Below are 17,091 nucleotides of genomic sequence, written 5' to 3'. Positions count from 1 at the left end.
GGTGGTCGCCAGGACGTAGACGGCAGGGTCGGGAAGGTTCGCGGTCAGGCCGGTCGACAACCCGACGGTACCGAACCCGGAGATCACATCGAACAGCACCGTCGCGATGGGTGCCTTGGTGATCTGGGAGATGATGATCGTCGACAGCGCCACGATCGTTGCTCCCCAGGCCACGACCGACAGCGCGACCCGCTGCACGTCGCTCGGGATGCGGCGGCCGAACGCCTGCACCGACTGGCGGCCCTGCGCCTCCGACCACACGCCGAGGGCGAGCACGGCGAGCGTGGTCACCTTGATGCCGCCCGCCGTGGAGGCCGAGCCGCCGCCGACGAACATCAGCATCGACCCCACGACCAGCGAGGAGCCGTTGAGCTCGCCGACGTCGACGACGGCGAACCCGCCGGACCGCGTCATGGCAGACAGGAAGAATGACTGGAAGAAGGTGTCCCAGGCATCCATCGACCCGAACGTGCCGGGATTGTCGTATTCGAGGATCAAGAAGGTGAGCGCGCCGGCGAAGAACAGCACGACCGTGGTGATGAGGGTGAGCTTGGTGTGCAGCGACCAGGCGCGGTAACGCCAGTGGTGCTGCCACAGCGTGTAGATGACCGGGAAGCCGATCGAGCCGAGGAAGACGGCCATCATGAGCACGCTGAGGAAGAAGTAGTTCGTCGCGAACGGCTCCAGTCCCTCCGGGTTCGGAGTGAATCCGGTGTTCGTGAAGGACATCGCCGCGTAGTACGGCGCCTCCCACAGCGCGGTCAGCGGAGCAATCCCGCTCATCAGCATCGCCGGGTACAGCAGCACGGCGATCACCGCTTCGATCACCAGGGTCGACAGCGCGACGGTGCGAAGCAACTGGCCGACTTCACCCAGCCGCACCGCCTGGCCCTCGTTGACGGGGCCGCCGTGGGCGCGCATCGGGTTGGTGTCGCCGGCGGCGATCAGCTTGGCCCGCAGCCCCAGCCGCTTGGAGATGACCATGCCGAGGATCGATGCGAGAGTGAGCACGCCCATGGCGCCGACATTGACGCCGATGTAGATGATGACGTGCCCGAGCGGCGACCACTGCGTCCCCATGTTGACCGTCGTCAGCCCGGTGACGCAGATCGTGGAGACCGCGGTGAAGACGGCGTCGGCGAGGGGGGTCTGTTTGCCGTCCGCGGCGGCGGCAGGCAGCGACAGCAGGGCGGTGAACAACGTGATGAGGGAGACGAACACCAGCACCGCGAATCGCGACGGCGAGGCGGTGGCGAGGTCGCGGGCGCCGCCGAGGACGACCCGCAGGGTCGACGCGGTGCGGCGCCGTGCGCGGACGAGGACGGAGTCCTCCGCCATGTGCGCCCCTCTCGTCGCTAATCGTGGGTCGGCCGAGCCGTTGTCATGGTACTCCGCGCGGGGCGGGGCTAACCTATCGTCATGGCGGACATCTTCGACGTGATCGCCGACGGTACCCGTCGGGACATCCTGCAGCTTCTCCTCGACCGGCGCACGGACGGGGCGGACGGCACCAGCGTGTCCCACATCGTCGCGACGCTGGGGGTCAGCCAGCCCACGGTCTCGAAGCACCTCAAGGTGCTGCGCGAGGCCGATCTCGTGTCGGTGCGCGAGGAGGGGCAGCACCGCTTCTACAGCCTGGCGCCGGTGCCGTTGAACGCCGTCGACGACTGGCTGGTGCCGTTCCTTGACGACCAGGGCGAGACGGATGCCGTTATCGCCTCGCTGCCGGAGTCTGCCGTGCACGCCGCCGACATGGTCGGACGAGCCGCCGCGTCGGCCAAACACGCCGTCACCACTGTGTTCTCCCGCTGGCCCGGACGGTGAAGTGATCGATTCTCCTGTCACACCAGACACAGAGGTTTACACGCGTTAGCACTAGCCTCTAGTCTGGACGGATACCGGTTTGGGGAACCACGATCAGGAAACAATTCGGGGGCACGATGTCGAAGCTGTCTGAGGTGCGCTTTTTGACGGTTGCGGAGGTCGCTGACCTCATGCGCGTGTCGAAGATGACGGTCTACCGGCTGGTGCACGCCGGTGACCTGCCCGCGGTACGGTTCGGGCGCAGCTACCGCGTTCCCGAGAACGCCGTGACGGCGGCTCTGCAACGACCGGTCGCCGACGTCGGCTAGACTTTCCCGGGGCCTTCTCGCGAAGTGCCTGCACTCCGGGCGCGCACGGTGCGCGCTCAGACCCCGACATTGTGAGGTTCTCTGTGGGTTCTGTCATCAAGAAGCGCCGCAAGCGCATGGCGAAGAAGAAGCACCGCAAGCTGCTTCGCAAGACCCGCCACCAGCGCCGCAACAAGAAGTAATCCGCGGCGTCCGCACCGAGCGCCTGTCCCCGCGGACGGGCGCTTCGTGTTGCCGGCGGTGGCCGGCCCGGGGCGTGGAAGGATGGGGGAGTGACCACCCTGACGCTCATCGGCAAGCCGGACTGCCACCTGTGCGACGTCGCCCACGAGATCGTGGACGCCGTCGTCGCCGACCTCCCCGACGGGGCGGTCCAGGTGACCGAGGCGTCGATCCTCGACGACCCCGAGCTCTACGCGACGTGGTGGGAGAAGATCCCGGTCGTCCTCATCGACGGGCGGCTGCACGCGCACTGGCGGGTCTCGGCCGACCGGCTGCGCACCGACCTCCGCCACCGCATCGAGGGGATGCCCGCATGATCCGCCACATCGTCGTCTTCCAGATGGCATCCGACGACGCCGCCGAGCGCGCCGCGCACGCGGCCGAGTCTGCCCGGCGCCTGAACGCGCTCGTCGGCGTCGTACCGACGTTGCGCGCCATGTCAGCCGGGGCCAACGTTCTGGCGCACGGCACGAACTGGGACCTCGGTCTGGTCGCCGACTTCGACGACGAGGCGGGTCTGGACGCCTACCTCGTCCACCCCGCCCACGAGGAGGTCGGCGCCTACCTCGCGACGGTGCGCGGCGATCGGCTCGCCGTCGACATCGTGGCGTGATCCGACACCGGCCGGGTCAGGGGGCCAGACGGGTCGGGCCGCGGAAGAGGTAGGTCACCTCGCGGATCGACTCCTGGCCGAGCAGCAGCATCAGCACGCGGGCCAGGCCCATCCCGAAGCCGCCGTGCGGCGGGGCGCCGTAGCGGAAGAAGTCGAAGTAGAAGTCGAGGTGCTCGGCCCCGAGACCCTTCTCTGCGGCCTGCGCCATCAGCACGTCGACGCGGTGCTCGCGCTGGGCCCCGGTTGTGATCTCCACCCCCTGGAACAGCAGGTCGTACGATTTCGTGAGCCCCGTCGCCTGGTCGCGCATGTGGTAGAAAGCACGGATCTCGGGGTGGTAGTCGGTGATGAACACGAACTGGTGCCGGTACGTCTCCTGCACGTGGGCGGAGATCTGCCGCTCCCCCTCGGGGTCGAGGTCACCGTCAGTGCGCGGGATCTCGTAGCCGCGGGCGGCGACGATCTCGCGGGCCTCGGCCAGCGGGATGCGCGGGAACGGCAGCGACGGCACGACGACGTCCACGTCGAACAGTTCCGCGATCTCGGCACCGTGCGTGTCCTTGACGGCCTGGATCGCGAACTGCAGCAGTTCCTCCTGCATCCGCGCGACGTCCTCGTGGGAGTCGATCCAGCTGATCTCGGCATCCACCGACGTGAATTCGGTGGCGTGGCGCGAGGTGAACGACGGGTCGGCCCGGAACGCGGGCGCGATTTCGAAGATCTTGCCGAAGCCGGCGACCTGCGCCATCTGCTTGAAGAACTGCGGCGACTGCGCGAGGTACGCGGTCTGGTCGTCGAAGTAGGGCACCTCGAACAGCTCGGCGTTGGACTCCGACGCCGAGGCCATCAGCTTCGGCGAGTGCACTTCGATATAGTCGCGCTCCACCCAGTAGGTCCGCATCGCGTGTTCGAGCGTGGTCTGCACCCGGAAGATGAGGTTGTTGCGACGCTGACGCAGGTCGAGGAAGCGCCAGTCCATGCGCTTGTCGAGGCCGCTGTCGGCGGCGATCGGGGTCTCCGGCAGCGCCGCGGCGGCCACCTCCAGCGCGCCGATCTTGATCTCCACGCCGCCGAGTTTGACGCGCTCGTCGTGCGTGAGGCGGCCGGTGACGGTGAGGAAGGTGCCGGTGGCCAGCTCCGAGATGAGCGCGGTGAGCGCGAGAGCCGCGGCATCCTGCTCCTGCTCAGGATCGGGCCGGGTCGCGGGGTTGACCAGCTGCACCGCGCCGCTCTCGTCGCGGAGGATGACGAACTGCACCCGCTTCTGATCGCGGACGGTCTCCACCCACCCCGATACCGAGACCGGGCCGTCTTCGCGGGACTGCAACTGGCTGACGAGAACGCGTTCACTCACGGTCGTCTAGTGTACGGCCGATGCGGCGCTCGCCGACGCGACCGCCGCGCGGTGCGATGCCACCGGTGCGACACCTAGACCTAAGTGTTACACTTGCCTCATGCCGACCATGCGGCCACGTCACACGCTCACCGAGACTGACGATCTCGCGCGGGCGCTCGACACGGCCGCGCAGCTGTGGCCCGAGTGCAGCGGCGACCGCGGCGCGCTGCTTCGCCGCATGGTGGCCGTGGGGGCGGGGCAGGTCGAGGCATCCGCCGCCGAGCAGGTGGCCCGCCGCCATCGTGCCCTCGATGCGCTCGCCGGCTCGGTCGACAGCGGTGGAGACCCGGGCCATCGCGACCGCTTGCGTGACGAGTGGCCGGAGTGATCGTCCTCGACGCGAGCGTGCTCATCGCGCTGCTGGACCGTTCCGACACGCACCACGGGGCCGCGCACGAGTTCACCCGCGCGCACCTCGGCTCGTCACTGGCCGCGAGCGCCCTCACCCTGGCAGAGGCGCTGGTGCGTCCGGTACGCGCGGGACACGGGGCAGATACCCGCGCCGCGTTCGCCTCGATGGGAGTGACCTGCCTCGCGGTGGACGATTCGGACGTGCTGGAGCTCGCGACGCTGCGGGACGCCACCCGGCTCCGCATGCCGGATGCCGTCGTGCTGCGCGCCGCGGAGCGATACGTCGGTGAGGTCGCGACGGCCGATGCGGCGCTCGCCGACGCGGCCGTCGCGCGCGGTGTGACCGTGCACCGTCTGGGGTAGCGGCCGGCGGTCGATCCAGGTTCCGTCCAGGTTCCGCCGCCGCGCGCCGCGTAGCGTCGGAGGCATGGTCACGCCCGTCCCCGCCCCGCAGACCTCGCGGCGCGGTGCGCCGGCTGCGGTGCTGACCGCGGCGCTGAACGCCGTCCGCGGAGCGCTCATCGGCCTCGCCGAGCTTCTGCCGGGCATCTCCGGCGGCACGATCGCGCTGGTCACCGGCGTCTACGAGCGGATCATCGACTCCGCCTCGCACCTGCTCGCCGCGCTGAAGCGCCTCGCCGGCGGCCCCGACCGGCGGGCCGGCTGCGCCGCCGAGCTGCGCCGGGTCGACTGGTGGCTCGTCGTTCCCCTGGTGCTCGGGATGGCGGCGATGGTGTTCACCCTCGCCGGAATGATCGAGGGCCTCGTCAGTGCCCACCCGGAGGCGGCCCGCGGTCTGTTCTTCGGTCTCATCGCCGCGAGCGTGCCGGTGCCGCTGATGCTGATCCCCCGAGCGGTGCGCACTGCCCGCTCGCGGGTCGCCGGGGTGGTCGTGTTCGCCGCGGCCGCGGTGATCGCGTTCTCACTCGTGGGGCTGAGCGGCGGGGCACCCACCGACGACCCACCACTGTGGGGGGTGTTCCTCGCGGCCTCGGTGGCCGTCTGCGCGCTCGTCCTGCCCGGCGTCTCCGGATCGTTCTTCCTGCTCGCGGTCGGTCTGTACGCCCCGACGCTCGTGGCGGTCGACCAGCGCGACCTGGCCTACCTGGGCGTGTTCGTCCTCGGCGCGCTAGTGGGACTGGTCACGATCGTGCAGGTCATGAAGCGGCTCCTCGACCACCATCGCCGGCTCACCCTGCTGGCCATGGCCGGCCTCATGCTCGGGTCGCTGCGGGCACTGTGGCCGTGGCAGACCACGCCCGCCGGTGACGCGCACGGCGTCGGCGCGCCGGTGCTGCCCTACGACCCGGTGTGGGGGCCGGTGCTGTGGGCGCTGGCCGGTGCGGCCGTGGTCGCCGTGCTGGTCGCGGTCGAACGGATGCTGCAGCGTCGCGCCACCGCAGCATCCGTCGTCGTCGCGCCCGTTGCGGACTGAACCCGCTCAGGCCTCGGGCCGATCGGCGACGCCGCCGATCAACGCCGGGATCTCGGTGCGTCGCGGTGCGCCGAAGCGGTGCGAGGCGATCGACACCGACTGCTCACGCAGGAACGTCAGGGCTTCGACCCGGCCCGCGCTCACGACCGGTCCGGCGAAGACCGCCAGTCCCGGTGCGCCGCCGATGGCCGTCGCCAGCTCGGTGGCGTCGCCGCCGATGAGCCGGGTGCGGCCGCCGAGGCGGGCCAGCTCGCGGGCCCGGGCGTACCAGGCGTCGCGGTCCTCGACGACCGGGATGACCTCGGCGCGGGCGAGCAGGCGGGCCACCCAGCCGGGCAGCTGCTCCGCGGTGCTGACGCTCACCGCCCCGGCGGCGCGCCGGCCCGCCGCCACGACGCGGATCAGTTCGACCGGCCGGTCGGATTCGTGGCGGATCGTCACGGGGACCGGCCCGTAACGGAACGCGTTCTGTTCGAACGTCAACCCGGTGACGTCGCGCACGCGGCCGAACTCGTCCTGCCACACCGCGGCGTCGGTTGCGAGCGCGGCGCGCAGCCAGGCGACATCGGCGTCCGGCAGGTGCCCGGCGGCGACGGTCAGCAGATCGGCGTCCCGGGCGGGACCGTCCCCGGCATCCGCCGCCCGCGCCGCCGGCGCGCGGTCGACCCAGTCGCCCAGGCCCATGAGGTAGTTCGGGCCACCGGCTTTCGCGCCCGGGCCGACGGCGGACTTCTTCCACCCGCCGAACGGCTGGCGCTGCACGATCGCTCCGGTCGTGCCGCGGTTGACGTAGGCGTTCCCGGCCTGCACGGTGCGCATCCAGGTCTGGACCTCGGCGTCGTCGAGCGAGTGCAGACCCGACGTGAGCCCGAAGTCGATGTCGTTGACCCACTCGATCGCCTGCTCCAGCGTGTCGGCGGTCATGACGCCCAGGATGGGACCGAAGTACTCGGTGCGGTGGTACTCCGAGCCGGGCTGCACGCCCACGCGGATGCCCGGTCGCCACTGCGCGCCGGACGCGTCGAGCTTCTCGGGTCGCACGAGCCAGGACTCCCCGGCGCCGAGCGTGGTCAGTCCGCGCAGCAGCTTTCCCTCGGCGGGGCCGATGAGCGGTCCGACCTGTGCGGCCTCGTCCCACGGCACCCCCACGCGCAGCGAGGTCACGGCATCCACCAGCTGACGGCGGAACCGCTCGGAACGGGCGACGGAGCCGACCAGGATCACGAGCGACGACGCCGAGCACTTCTGCCCGGCGTGCCCGAACGCCGAGGCCACCAGATCGCGCACGGCGAGGTCGAGGTCGGCGCTGGGGGTCACGATCATCGCGTTCTTGCCGCTGGTCTCCGCCAGCAGGGGTAGATCGTTGCGGAAGCCGCGGAACATCTCCGCGGTCTCGAACGCGCCGGTGAGGATCACCCGTCCCACCGAGGGGTGCGCGACGAGCTCCCGGCCGAGGTCGCGGCCGTCGAGCTGCACGTACTGCAGCACGTCGCGGGGAACCCCCGCCTCCCACAGAGCCTCGACCATGACGGCGCCGGCCCGGCGCGCCTGCCGCGCCGGTTTGATGATCACCGGCGACCCGGCCGCGAGCGCCGCGAGGGCCGAGCCGGCCGGGATCGCGACGGGGAAGTTCCACGGCGGGGTCACGACGGTCAACGGCACCGGAACGAACGAGGCGCCGTCGACGTTCTCAAGGTCGAGCCCGCGCTCGGCGTAGTAGTGGGCGAAGTCGATCGCCTCGGAGACCTCGGCATCGCCCTGGTCGAGCGTCTTGCCGTCCTCCGACCCCATGACTTCGAGCAGCTCGGGCCGGCGTCGCTCCAGCATCTCCCCGGCGCGGTGCAGGATCCGCGCGCGCGCCGCGGCGCCGAGCTCGCGCCATGCGGTCCCCGCCGCCACGCCGGTCTCGATCACTGCCGCCAGCGCCGCGCTGTCGCCGAGGGTGTTGTCGCGGACGGTGTCGTCGCCGAGCGTGGAGTCCGCCATGCGGTCGCGGATGCCGGCCGCCCAGGCTCGGTTCGCCGCGATGCTCGGATCGGTGTCGGGTGTGTTCGCGAACCCCGACGGCGACGTGATGGGGTCGCACGTGCGGTCCTGCCGTCGTGCCGGCGCCGGGACGGCGGCGGGCAGGGCGTCGAGCGACGCGAGGAACCGGTCGCGTTCGCGGGTGAACGCCGTCTCGTCGGTCGCCAGGTCGAAGACGGCCGACATGAAGTTCTCGGACGAGGCGCCCTCCTCGAGGCGCCGGATCAGGTACGCGATCGCGACGTCGAACTCGCGGGGGTGGACCAGCGGCGTGTACAGCAGCAGCGATCCCACGTCGCGGCGCACGACCTCGGCCTGGGCCGCGGCCATTCCCAGCAGCATTTCGACGTCGACACCGTCGGTCACGCCGCGGCGGGTGGCCAGGAGCCACGCGAGGGCGATGTCGAACAGGTTGTGGCCGGCCACGCCGATCCGCACGTTCCGCACGCGCTCGGGGTGCAGCGCGTAGTCGAGCACGGCCTTGTACGACGAGTCCGACTCCTGTTTGCTGCCCCATGTCGCCATCGGCCAGCCGTGAACCTCGGCATCCACCTGCTCCATGGGCAGGTTGGCGCCCTTGACCACCCGCACCTTGACGGGTGCGCAGCCGTCGGCGACCCGTCCGGCCGCCCACTCCTGCAGCCGCATCATGGCGCCCAGCGCGTCGGGCAGGTAGGCCTGCAGCACGATCCCCGCCTCCAGGTCACGGAACTCGGGCCGGTCGAGAATGGAGATGAAGGTCGCGATCGTGAGGTCGAGGTCCTTGTACTCCTCCATGTCGAGGTTGATGAACTTCGAGGAGGCCGCCGCGATCCGATACAGCGGCGTGAGTGCGTCGACGGCGTGGGAGACCGCATCGTCGAACGACCAGGCGCTGTGCGGGGCGACCGTCGAGGAGACCTTGATCGACACGTAGTCGACGTCGTCGCGTTCGAGCAGGGCGCGGGTGCCCTGCAGGCGCCGGGCCGCTTCGCGTTCGCCGAGAATCGCTTCGCCGAGCAGATTGATGTTCAGGCGGATGCCGGAGTCGTCGTCCCGGCGCAGGCGGCGCAGCCGCTGGTCCAGACCGCGCGGCCGGGCATCGACGAGGAGGTGTTGGACCATCCGCCGCAGCACGACGCGCGCCGCCGGGACCACGATCCACGGCGCGAACCGCCCGGCCCAGGCGCCGAGCCGGATGACGCCCCGCAGCGGCGCGGGAAGGAACGCCGGAATGACGTCGGTGAGTTCCCGCAGGTTGCGGGCGGCGACGCGCACGTCTTCGGGGCGCACGACGCCGTCGACGAAACCGACCGCGAAGCGAAGCCCGTCGGGATCGCTGAGCACGCCCGCCAGGGTCCGGGCGGCGTCGTCGACCGGGATGCTCCGGCTGGCGTCGAGCCATTCGTGCACCTTCGCGATCGCCTCGGGGGCGAGGTCGCGGATGTCGAGGTGGGGTGGCTGGTGCCGGGGGGACGGCGGTGTCTCGATCGAGGTCATCGGGGCTCCTATCGGGGTGGGGTGACTTCAGCATGAGGCCAAAGACCCGTCGAGAAAAGCAGATAAAATCGGTACTGATCATTCGATGACTTCGAAAGGTTTCCCATGCTCGATCTGCGCCGGCTGCGCCTGCTGCACGAGTTCGCGCATCGCGGCACCGTCTCGGCCGTCGCCGAAGCGCTCTCGTACAGCCCGTCAACGGTTTCGCACCAGCTCGCCGCGCTCGAACGGGACGCCGGCGTCGCGCTGCTCGTGCCCAGCGGTCGCCGTCTGCACCTCACCCCCGAGGGGCGGCGCCTGGCCGAGGTCGCCGAGCGCATGCTGGCCTTGGAGGAGGAGGCGCGCGGTGCACTGCGTGGCACCGGTCCCGGCGCAGGCCCAGTGCGCGTGGCCGTGTTCCAGACCGTCACCCACTCCGTGGTGCCCCGGGCGCTGTCGCTGCTGCGGGAGCGCGCCCCCGATCTGCGGGTCGAGGCGGCCGAGCTCGCCCCCGAGGCGGGTCTGGCGGCGCTGGTCGCCCGTCGGGTCGACCTCGTCGTCGCCGAGCAGTACCAGAACTACGCCCGCGAGCGTGTGCCGGGCCTCGACCGGGTGCAGTTGGGTTCCGACGAGATCCGGTTGGCGGTGCCGGAGGATTCGCCCGCGGCGGATCTGCACGACCTCCGTGAGGCGGTGTGGGTCATGGAACCGGAGGGGACCGCGGCGCGGACCTGGACCGTGCAGCAGTGCCGGGCCGCGGGATTCGAGCCCGACGTCCGGTTCGAGGCGGCAGACCTGCTCGCGCACGCGCGGCTGATCGCGGCCGGTCATGCGGTGGGCATGCTCCCGGACCTGCTGACGCTGCAGGGCGCGTACCCGCTGCGGCTGCGGCCCCTTCCGGGGCGACCGCACCGCGACATCTTCACTTCGGCCCGGCTATCGTCGCGCGACCGGGTCGACGTGCAGCTGGTGCGCGCTGCCCTCCGTGACGGCATGCCCGCGGGTCCGGCCTGACCGGCGCCTCGATCCCCGCCGGTAGACTGGGCGGGTGCCCGCCGACCGCCTCCACCTCGTGCGCCACGGGGAGGTCCATAACCCCCGCGGAGTGCTGTACGGCCGGTTGCCGGGGTTCGCGCTGTCGGATGCCGGGCATCGCATGGCACGCAGCGCCGCGGACTACGTCCGCGCGCTGGACCGCCCGGTGACGGCGCTCATCGCCTCGCCGTTGCAGCGCACCCGGGAGTCCGCACAGCCGTTCGCCGACGAGTTCTCCCTCGAGCCGTGCATCGACGAGCGCGTCATCGAACCCACCAATGTCTTCGAGGGCTCCCGCATGCGCAGGGCGCTGCGCAACCCGCTCAACTGGCGCCACCTGCGCCGCCCGAGCGTGCCCAGTTGGGGCGAGCCGTATCGGGCGGTCGTGAGCCGCATGGCCGCGGCGATGGATGACGCGTGCGACGCGGCGGACGGCGGCGACGTCGTCGTCGTCTCGCACCAGCTCCCGATCTGGATCACCCACCTCGCCGTGGCCGGGCAGCCGTTGCGTCACGATCCGCGGCGGCGCCGGTGCGATCTGTCCAGCGTGACGAGCTTCGAACGCGACGGCGGGCGGTGGCGCGAAGTGGGCTACGCAGCACCGGCATCCACCGACGACGCCGTTGACGTGGGGGCGGTATGACCCGGCGGATCGTCGCGGTGCTGGCAGCGTTCGCGCTCGCGGCGGGCCTTTCCGCCTGCACGAGCGAAAACGACGGCCTCGCCAGTCAGTACCGGTCCGGCAGCAACCAGGGCTACATCTCCGGCGACGGCAGCGTCGAGGAGATCCCGCCCGAGCAGCGGGGCGGCACCGTGGAATTCGCCGGGACCGACACCGAGGGCACCACGATCCGCAGCGAGGATTCGCTCGGCGAGGTGACGGTCGTGAACTTCTGGTACGCGCTGTGCGGGCCGTGCCGCACCGAGGCACCGCTGCTGGAGGAGGTGTACCAGGCCACCGCCGCCGACGGCGTCGCGTTCCTGGGGGCGAACATCTACGACGGCCCGGAGCAGGCGACGGCGTTCGAGGAGAAGTACGGCATCACCTACCCATCGATGCTGCTGCGCGGCGACGCCGACCTCAAGCTCTCCTTCGCGGCCGAGACGACGCTGCAGGCGGCCCCGACCACCCTCGTGCTCGACCGGGAGGGCCGGGTCGCCGCCCGGTTCATCGGTGCCGTGCAGAGCGCCTCCATCCTGCGCACGGTCGTGACGTCGGTGGCCGAGGAGGGGTCGTGAGCGCGGGCGAGATCGTCTTCGACGGTGCGCTGTGGCTCGCCCTGCCGATCGCGGTGCTCGCCGGGCTCGTGTCGTTCCTCTCGCCGTGCGTGCTGCCGCTGGTGCCGGGGTATCTCGGCTTTCTCGGCGGGGCGGTGGCCCCGGCATCCGCGCCTCGTGCCCGTGCCCCGCACGCCGCGGCGCAGCTTCGGACCTTGTCGCCGGATTCGGATGCTGCGGCCAGCACGGTCCGAATCCAGGACCAGAGTCCGAATCCACGAGCGGCCGACGCGGTGCCGCGACGGCGCCTGCTGCTGGGTGTGGCGCTGTTCATCGCGGGATTCACGACCGTGTTCGTGCTGATCATCGTGCTCGGCGGCACCCTCGGGCGGCTCTTCCTGCAGCATCAAGACCTCATCACCCGCGTCCTCGGGGTCGTCGTGATCGCGATGGGCCTGGTCTTCGTGGGCGTGTTCGGGCTCGCGCAGCGGACCCTCCGCCCGAACCTGCGGCAGGGCCTGGGGCTGGCCGGTGCGCCGCTCCTGGGCGTCGCGATGGGCGTCGGCTGGGCGCCGTGCATCGGGCCGACCCTCACCGCGATCTTCTCCGTCGCGCTCACCCAGGCCGACCCGTGGCGCGCCGCGGTCCTCGCGATCGCGTACTCGCTCGGGCTGGGACTGCCGTTCCTGCTGCTGGCCGTCGGATTCGGATGGGCCTCGCGCACCGTCGGGTTCCTCCGGCGCCACATCCGCGTCATCAACATCGTGGGCGGGATGCTGCTGATCGTGCTCGGCATCCTCATGGTGACCGGCGTCTGGACCGCGATCATGTCGCAGCTGGGGGCGGTGGTCGGCAGTGTCGAACTCCCGCTCTGAGACGCTCGACCCGCTGCGGCCGTCCGACCACGCCGACGCCGCCGTCGACGCGCCCGGCGGACCGGCGCTCGGCCCCCTGGGCTGGCTGCGGTGGGGATGGCGCCAGCTCACCAGCATGCGCACGGCGCTCGTGCTGCTGCTGCTGCTGGCGATCGCGGCGATCCCGGGATCGATCGTGCCCCAGCGCAGCGCCGACCCCAACGGCGTCAGCCAGTACCGCAACGACCACCCCGACCTGTTCCCCCTGTTGGACGGGATGCAGATGTTCGACGTGTACACGTCGGCCTGGTTCTCGGCGATCTACATTCTGCTGTTCGTCTCGCTGATCGGGTGCGTGCTGCCGCGGACGAAACACCACGCGAAGGCGCTGCGGTCGCGTCCGCCGCGTACCCCCGCGCGGCTGTCCCGCCTGGCAGACTACCGCGAGCACGCCGTCGCGGCGGGAACGGATGCCGATGACACCGCCGACCGCGCGATCGGCACGGCCGCGCGCCAACTGCGCTCGGCCGGATACCGCGTCGAACGCTTTGACGGTCGCGGTGTGTGGTCGGTGTCGGCCGAGCGCGGGTACCTGCGCGAGACCGGTAACCTCGTGTTCCACGCCTCGTTGGTCGGTGTCCTCCTGGCGGTGGGCATCGGTGGCGGGTTCACCTACACCGGTCAGACCGTCGTGCAGGAGGGCAACAGCTTCGTCAATTCGCTCGGCCTCGGCTACACGTCGTTCAACCCCGGTCGCTTCGTGGACACGACGGCGCTGCCGCCGTACACCCTTACGCTCGACGACTTCGATGTGACCTACCAGCCGCTCGGCGAGGCCGGTCAGGGCCAGGCCGGCGACTTCGCCGCGCACGTGACGGTGCGGGCGCCGGACGAGGACCCGCACGACGGCGTGGTGCGGGTCAATCACCCGCTGGGCGTCGCCGGCGACCGGGTCTACCTCATGGGCAACGGCTACGCCCCCAAGATCACGGTGCGCGACGGCGACGGCGACGTCGTCTTCAGCGAGACGGTCGAGTTCTTGCCCCAGGACGCCAACATGACCTCGCTAGGGGTGGTCAAGATCGCCGACGGCTTGCCGGAGCAGGTCGGGATGATCGGCTTCTTCTACCCGAGCGCGACCAACCTGGCATCCGGCGCGCTGACGTCGGCCTACGGTGACCTGCTCAACCCGTTGCTCACGCTGGAGGTGTACGCGGGTGACCTGCAGATCGACGACGGGAGGCCGGTCTCGGTCTATGAGCTCGACCCCAGCGGCATGACCCAGATCGCGGGACGCAAGAGCGACACCGACACCCTCGAACTCGCCCCCGGGCAGACGGCGCAGTTGCCGGACGGATACGGGTCGGTGACGTTCGAGGACATGACCGCCGGGGGGGCGGCGGAGCCGGTCACCCGGTACGTGTCACTGTCGGTCCACCACGACGTCGGCGCGCCCTGGGTGCTCGCCTTCGCGGTGCTGGCGACCCTCGGGCTGATGGTGGCGCTGTTCGTCCCGCGCCGGCGGGTGTGGGTGAAGGCGACGCCTGACGGCTACGTCGTCCGGCTCGAATACGCCGGTCTGGCGCGCGGCGAGGACCCGGCGCTGCGTGCCGCCGTGGACGAGATCGCGGCGCGGCACCGGGCTGCGGTGACCGAGGCGTCCGGCGACAGCGCGCGCGTAGACTGACATCCATGTCGCAGACCGGTCTCTCTCTGGATGCCGTATCGCTCCTGACCGTGTGGACGGCCGTCGCGATCTACACGCTCGCGTTCATCGCCTACGCCATCGACCTGGCGCGCCGTTCCGACCAATCGGTGAAGGCGAAGGATGCCGTGCGCGAGCGCGAACTGGTCGCCGCCGGAGGATCGGCGATCGACGCGGTGCGCCGCGAGGAGGCCACGGCGGCCGCGGAGATCGAGGCATCGCCGGCCGCACGCCCGCGGTACGTGTGGGCGCGGATCGGCACCTCGCTGACCGTGCTGGGGTTCGTCTTCCACCTCACCGGGGACGTCTTGCGCGGTGTCGCCGCCGAGCGGGTGCCGTGGTCGAACATGTACGAGTTCGCGCTGACCGGCACGGTGCTGCTGGTGGCGGTGTACCTGGCGAGCCTGTTCCGCTACGATCTGCGGTTCCTCGGCTCGTTCATCGCAGGGCTGACGGTCGTGCTGCTGGGTGGGGCTGCTCTCTCGTTCTACGTCGAGGTGGTGCCGCTGGCCGACCCGCTCAAGAGCGCCTGGCTGGTCATCCACGTGTTCGTCGCGACGCTGTCGACGGCTTTGTTCGCCCTCGCGTTCGGGTTGTCGGTGATGCAGTTGCTGCAGGCTCGCCGCGAACAGCGGGTGGCGGCCGTCGCCGCGGGCGGGACCGCGAAGACCGGTCCGCGGTTCCTGCGGACGCTTCCGAGCGCCGACGTGCTGGAATCGCTCGCTTACCGGTTCGCCATCGTCGGCTTCATCTTCTGGACCTTCACCCTCATCGCCGGATCGATCTGGGCCAACGACGCGTGGGGGCGGTACTGGGGCTTCGACACCAAAGAGGTGTGGACCTTCATCATCTGGGTGCTCTATGCCGGCTACATCCACGCGCGTGCGACCCGCGGGTGGCGGGGGACGCGCTCGGCCTGGCTGTCGATCGTCGGGTTCAGTGCCGTGCTGTTCAATTTCATCATCGTCAACCAGTTCTTCAAGGGACTGCACGTCTACAGCGGACTGAGCTGACCGGCATCCGGCTCGATCAGGCGGTGGATGCGGCGAGCACGGCCCGCACCGTCGTGGACCGGCGGCGTGCCACCGCGAGGATCGTGCCGATGAAGGCCACGGCGCCCCACGCGAGCAACCCCGCCAGCGCTGCTGCGGCACCCCCGGCCGGCGTGAGCGCCGCCAACAGGCCCTGGTAGGCCGGCGCGGTCGGCATGAGGGCGGCGACGGCGGTCAGCGCGTCGGGCACCGTGGAGACGACACCGGTCGCCACCGCCAGCACCCCGACCAGGGCGCTGATCCAGCGACCCGCGCCGCCGAGCACCGCGACGAACGCCTGGTTGACCGCCGCGAACACCACCCCCGTCACGGCCGTCAGGGCGGCGAAGCCGAGCCACGTGCCGGCGTCGTAGCCGGCGACCGCCTGCACGACGCCCGCCACGAGCACTCCCTGCGCCGCCCCGATCGCGGCGGCCGGGGCGAGGGCGCGCAGCGCGAGCAGCACGGAGGGGCGGCGAGAGGTGAGCGCCGTGCGCGGCACCGCCCGCAGCGCCACGAACGTCGCGAGAGCACCGAACCAGAGGGCGATCGCGGTCAGGAGCGGAATCGCGGATGCCCCGAACAGCTGTGTGCCGGCACCCTCGGCGGCGACGGGGTCGGCGACCACCTCCGCGAGGCTGGTCGCCTCGGCGTCGGTGTAGGTCGGCAACTCATCCACGGCGAGGCCCAGGCCGTCGGCGAGAGTGGTCGTCCCCTCGGCGAGGTCGCCGAGACCGTCGGACAGCTCACTCGCCCCGTCGGACAGCTGGCCGACACCGCTGGCGAGGTCGTCGCCCCCGACGGCCGCCTGGGTCGCGCCGACGGCGAACGCGTTGGCGCCGCCGGACAGCGACCCGGCCCCGTCCGACAGTTGCGCGGCGCCCCCGGCGAGTTCGGCCATCCCGCCGGAGAGGGCGCTGCCACCGTCGGCCAGCTGCCTGGCGCCCGCCGTCAGCTCGCCCATCCCGCTGGCCACTTGCGCCGCCCCACCGGACAGCTCGGTCGCCCCGGCGGCCAGTGCGTCGACGCCGGTCGCCAGGTCGCGCGCTCCCGATGCCGCGGCGCCCGCGCCGTCGGCCAGGTCGGAGACCCCGGTTCCCAGCGCCGCGGCGCCGGCGGCGGACTGCTGGGCGCCCTGAGCGAGGGGCGCCATCGCGGCGGACAGCTGAGTGAGGCCGGCCGAGAGGTCGTCGGCGCCCGTCCCAACGGCGTCGAGGGTCGCGGTGGCCGGGGCCAGTCCGGCCTGCACGGCGGCGAGCCGGTCGCAGAAGTCGGCGGATGCCCCGGATGCCGCGCACTCACCGGCGAGGCTTGCCAGACCGTCCGTGGAGGTGGCGACGAGCGACCGCGCCTGCGCGACACCGTCGGCGAGAGCCGCCGCGCCGTCGGCGGACTGCTGTGGGGCGTCCGCGGCCTGGGCCAGCCCGTCGCTGAGCGTCCGCAGCCCGGCGGCGAGGTCATCGGCACCCGTCGCGGCCTGGGTCGCGCCGCCCGCCCACGCATCGAGCCCGTCGGCCACGGCACCCGAGCCGTCGGCGGCATCGGCGGCACCGCGCGCCCACGTGTCCAGCCCGCTCGCGAGCTCGTTCGTGCCGCCGGCCAGCCGGTCGGCTCCG

At 71.4% G+C, this 17,091-nt stretch carries 18 protein-coding genes; 14 read left to right on the top strand and 4 right to left on the bottom strand.

Features of this window, described 5'->3' with window-relative positions; translation table 11 throughout:
- The coding region (locus tag ACK5KK_RS05055) for a TrkH family potassium uptake protein (protein ID WP_416889002.1) at positions 1-1,338 on the bottom strand (1,338 nt) is incomplete at its 3' end.
- Positions 1,339-1,419: 81 nt separating this feature from the next.
- On the opposite strand from ACK5KK_RS05055, the gene ACK5KK_RS05050 reads away from it, so the two are divergent.
- The 5 genes from ACK5KK_RS05050 to ACK5KK_RS05030 all read left to right on the top strand — a co-directional run bounded on the left by ACK5KK_RS05050 (position 1,420) and on the right by ACK5KK_RS05030 (position 2,967).
- The gene (locus tag ACK5KK_RS05050; protein ID WP_416889001.1) at positions 1,420-1,824 is read left to right on the top strand and encodes an ArsR/SmtB family transcription factor; all 405 of its coding nucleotides are present in this window, start codon (positions 1,420-1,422) and stop codon (positions 1,822-1,824) included.
- Positions 1,825-1,940: 116 nt separating this feature from the next.
- Positions 1,941-2,132 (top strand): helix-turn-helix domain-containing protein, encoded by a 192-nt coding sequence (locus ACK5KK_RS05045; RefSeq protein ID WP_416889000.1) that lies wholly within the window; start codon positions 1,941-1,943, stop codon positions 2,130-2,132.
- 83 nt (positions 2,133-2,215) lie between these two features.
- Positions 2,216-2,314, top strand: coding sequence for a 30S ribosomal protein bS22 (locus ACK5KK_RS05040; RefSeq protein WP_003792170.1), 99 nt, complete (start codon positions 2,216-2,218; stop codon positions 2,312-2,314).
- Between the two features lie 90 nt (positions 2,315-2,404).
- Positions 2,405-2,671 (top strand): glutaredoxin family protein, encoded by a 267-nt coding sequence (locus ACK5KK_RS05035; protein WP_416888999.1) that lies wholly within the window; start codon positions 2,405-2,407, stop codon positions 2,669-2,671.
- Positions 2,668-2,967, top strand: a complete 300-nt coding sequence (locus tag ACK5KK_RS05030) for a Dabb family protein (protein WP_416888998.1) — start codon at positions 2,668-2,670, stop codon at positions 2,965-2,967. Before ACK5KK_RS05035 ends, ACK5KK_RS05030 begins: the two co-directional genes overlap by 4 nt.
- 16 nt (positions 2,968-2,983) lie before the next feature.
- Here ACK5KK_RS05030 and aspS read toward each other — a convergent pair whose 3' ends face one another.
- Positions 2,984-4,321 (bottom strand): aspartate--tRNA(Asn) ligase, encoded by a 1,338-nt coding sequence (gene aspS / locus ACK5KK_RS05025; protein ID WP_416888997.1) that lies wholly within the window; start codon positions 4,319-4,321, stop codon positions 2,984-2,986.
- 100 nt (positions 4,322-4,421) lie between these two features.
- Between aspS and ACK5KK_RS05020 the strand changes: the two genes are divergently transcribed.
- The 3 genes from ACK5KK_RS05020 to ACK5KK_RS05010 all read left to right on the top strand — a co-directional run bounded on the left by ACK5KK_RS05020 (position 4,422) and on the right by ACK5KK_RS05010 (position 6,149).
- Positions 4,422-4,691, top strand: coding sequence for a hypothetical protein (locus ACK5KK_RS05020; RefSeq protein ID WP_416888996.1), 270 nt, complete (start codon positions 4,422-4,424; stop codon positions 4,689-4,691).
- Positions 4,688-5,077 (top strand): type II toxin-antitoxin system VapC family toxin, encoded by a 390-nt coding sequence (locus ACK5KK_RS05015; RefSeq protein ID WP_416888995.1) that lies wholly within the window; start codon positions 4,688-4,690, stop codon positions 5,075-5,077. The genes ACK5KK_RS05020 and ACK5KK_RS05015 overlap by 4 nt, the downstream gene beginning before the upstream one ends.
- A 64-nt stretch (positions 5,078-5,141) precedes the next feature.
- Positions 5,142-6,149, top strand: a complete 1,008-nt coding sequence (locus ACK5KK_RS05010) for a DUF368 domain-containing protein (RefSeq protein ID WP_416888994.1) — start codon at positions 5,142-5,144, stop codon at positions 6,147-6,149.
- A 6-nt stretch (positions 6,150-6,155) separates the two neighbouring features.
- On the opposite strand, the gene ACK5KK_RS05005 is transcribed toward ACK5KK_RS05010, so the two are convergent.
- Complete coding sequence (locus ACK5KK_RS05005; RefSeq protein ID WP_416888993.1) at positions 6,156-9,653, bottom strand: proline dehydrogenase family protein; 3,498 nt, start codon at positions 9,651-9,653, stop codon at positions 6,156-6,158.
- A 105-nt stretch (positions 9,654-9,758) separates the two neighbouring features.
- Between ACK5KK_RS05005 and ACK5KK_RS05000 the strand changes: the two genes are divergently transcribed.
- From ACK5KK_RS05000 to ccsB, 6 genes are read left to right on the top strand one after another with little or no spacing between them, the layout of a single operon-like run.
- Positions 9,759-10,646, top strand: a complete 888-nt coding sequence (locus tag ACK5KK_RS05000; RefSeq protein ID WP_416888992.1) for a LysR family transcriptional regulator — start codon at positions 9,759-9,761, stop codon at positions 10,644-10,646.
- 34 nt (positions 10,647-10,680) lie between these two features.
- Positions 10,681-11,310, top strand: a complete 630-nt coding sequence (locus ACK5KK_RS04995) for a histidine phosphatase family protein (RefSeq protein ID WP_416888991.1) — start codon at positions 10,681-10,683, stop codon at positions 11,308-11,310.
- Entirely contained in the window at positions 11,307-11,906 is a 600-nt protein-coding gene (locus ACK5KK_RS04990; RefSeq protein ID WP_416888990.1) for a TlpA disulfide reductase family protein, read from the top strand. Before ACK5KK_RS04995 ends, ACK5KK_RS04990 begins: the two co-directional genes overlap by 4 nt.
- Positions 11,903-12,760, top strand: coding sequence for a cytochrome c biogenesis CcdA family protein (locus ACK5KK_RS04985; RefSeq protein ID WP_416888989.1), 858 nt, complete (start codon positions 11,903-11,905; stop codon positions 12,758-12,760). The genes ACK5KK_RS04990 and ACK5KK_RS04985 overlap by 4 nt, the downstream gene beginning before the upstream one ends.
- Positions 12,741-14,426, top strand: a complete 1,686-nt coding sequence (gene resB, locus ACK5KK_RS04980; RefSeq protein WP_416888988.1) for a cytochrome c biogenesis protein ResB — start codon at positions 12,741-12,743, stop codon at positions 14,424-14,426. Before ACK5KK_RS04985 ends, resB begins: the two co-directional genes overlap by 20 nt.
- A gap of 5 nt (positions 14,427-14,431) precedes the next feature.
- Positions 14,432-15,457 carry a c-type cytochrome biogenesis protein CcsB gene (gene ccsB, locus ACK5KK_RS04975; RefSeq protein ID WP_416888987.1) on the top strand — a complete coding sequence of 342 codons (1,026 nt, stop codon included), beginning with the start codon at positions 14,432-14,434 and terminating at the stop codon, positions 15,455-15,457.
- 16 nt (positions 15,458-15,473) lie between these two features.
- Here the strand turns inward: ccsB and ACK5KK_RS04970 are convergent.
- A partial coding sequence (locus ACK5KK_RS04970) for a hypothetical protein (RefSeq protein ID WP_416888986.1) occupies positions 15,474-17,091 on the bottom strand: 1,618 nt, incomplete at its 5' end.

It is taken from the genome of Microbacterium sp. (assembly GCF_047972865.1).
Classification (GTDB): domain Bacteria; phylum Actinomycetota; class Actinomycetes; order Actinomycetales; family Microbacteriaceae; genus Microbacterium.
Note: the sequence above shows the minus strand (reverse complement) of the source record. Positions and strands in the feature narration are given on the sequence as shown.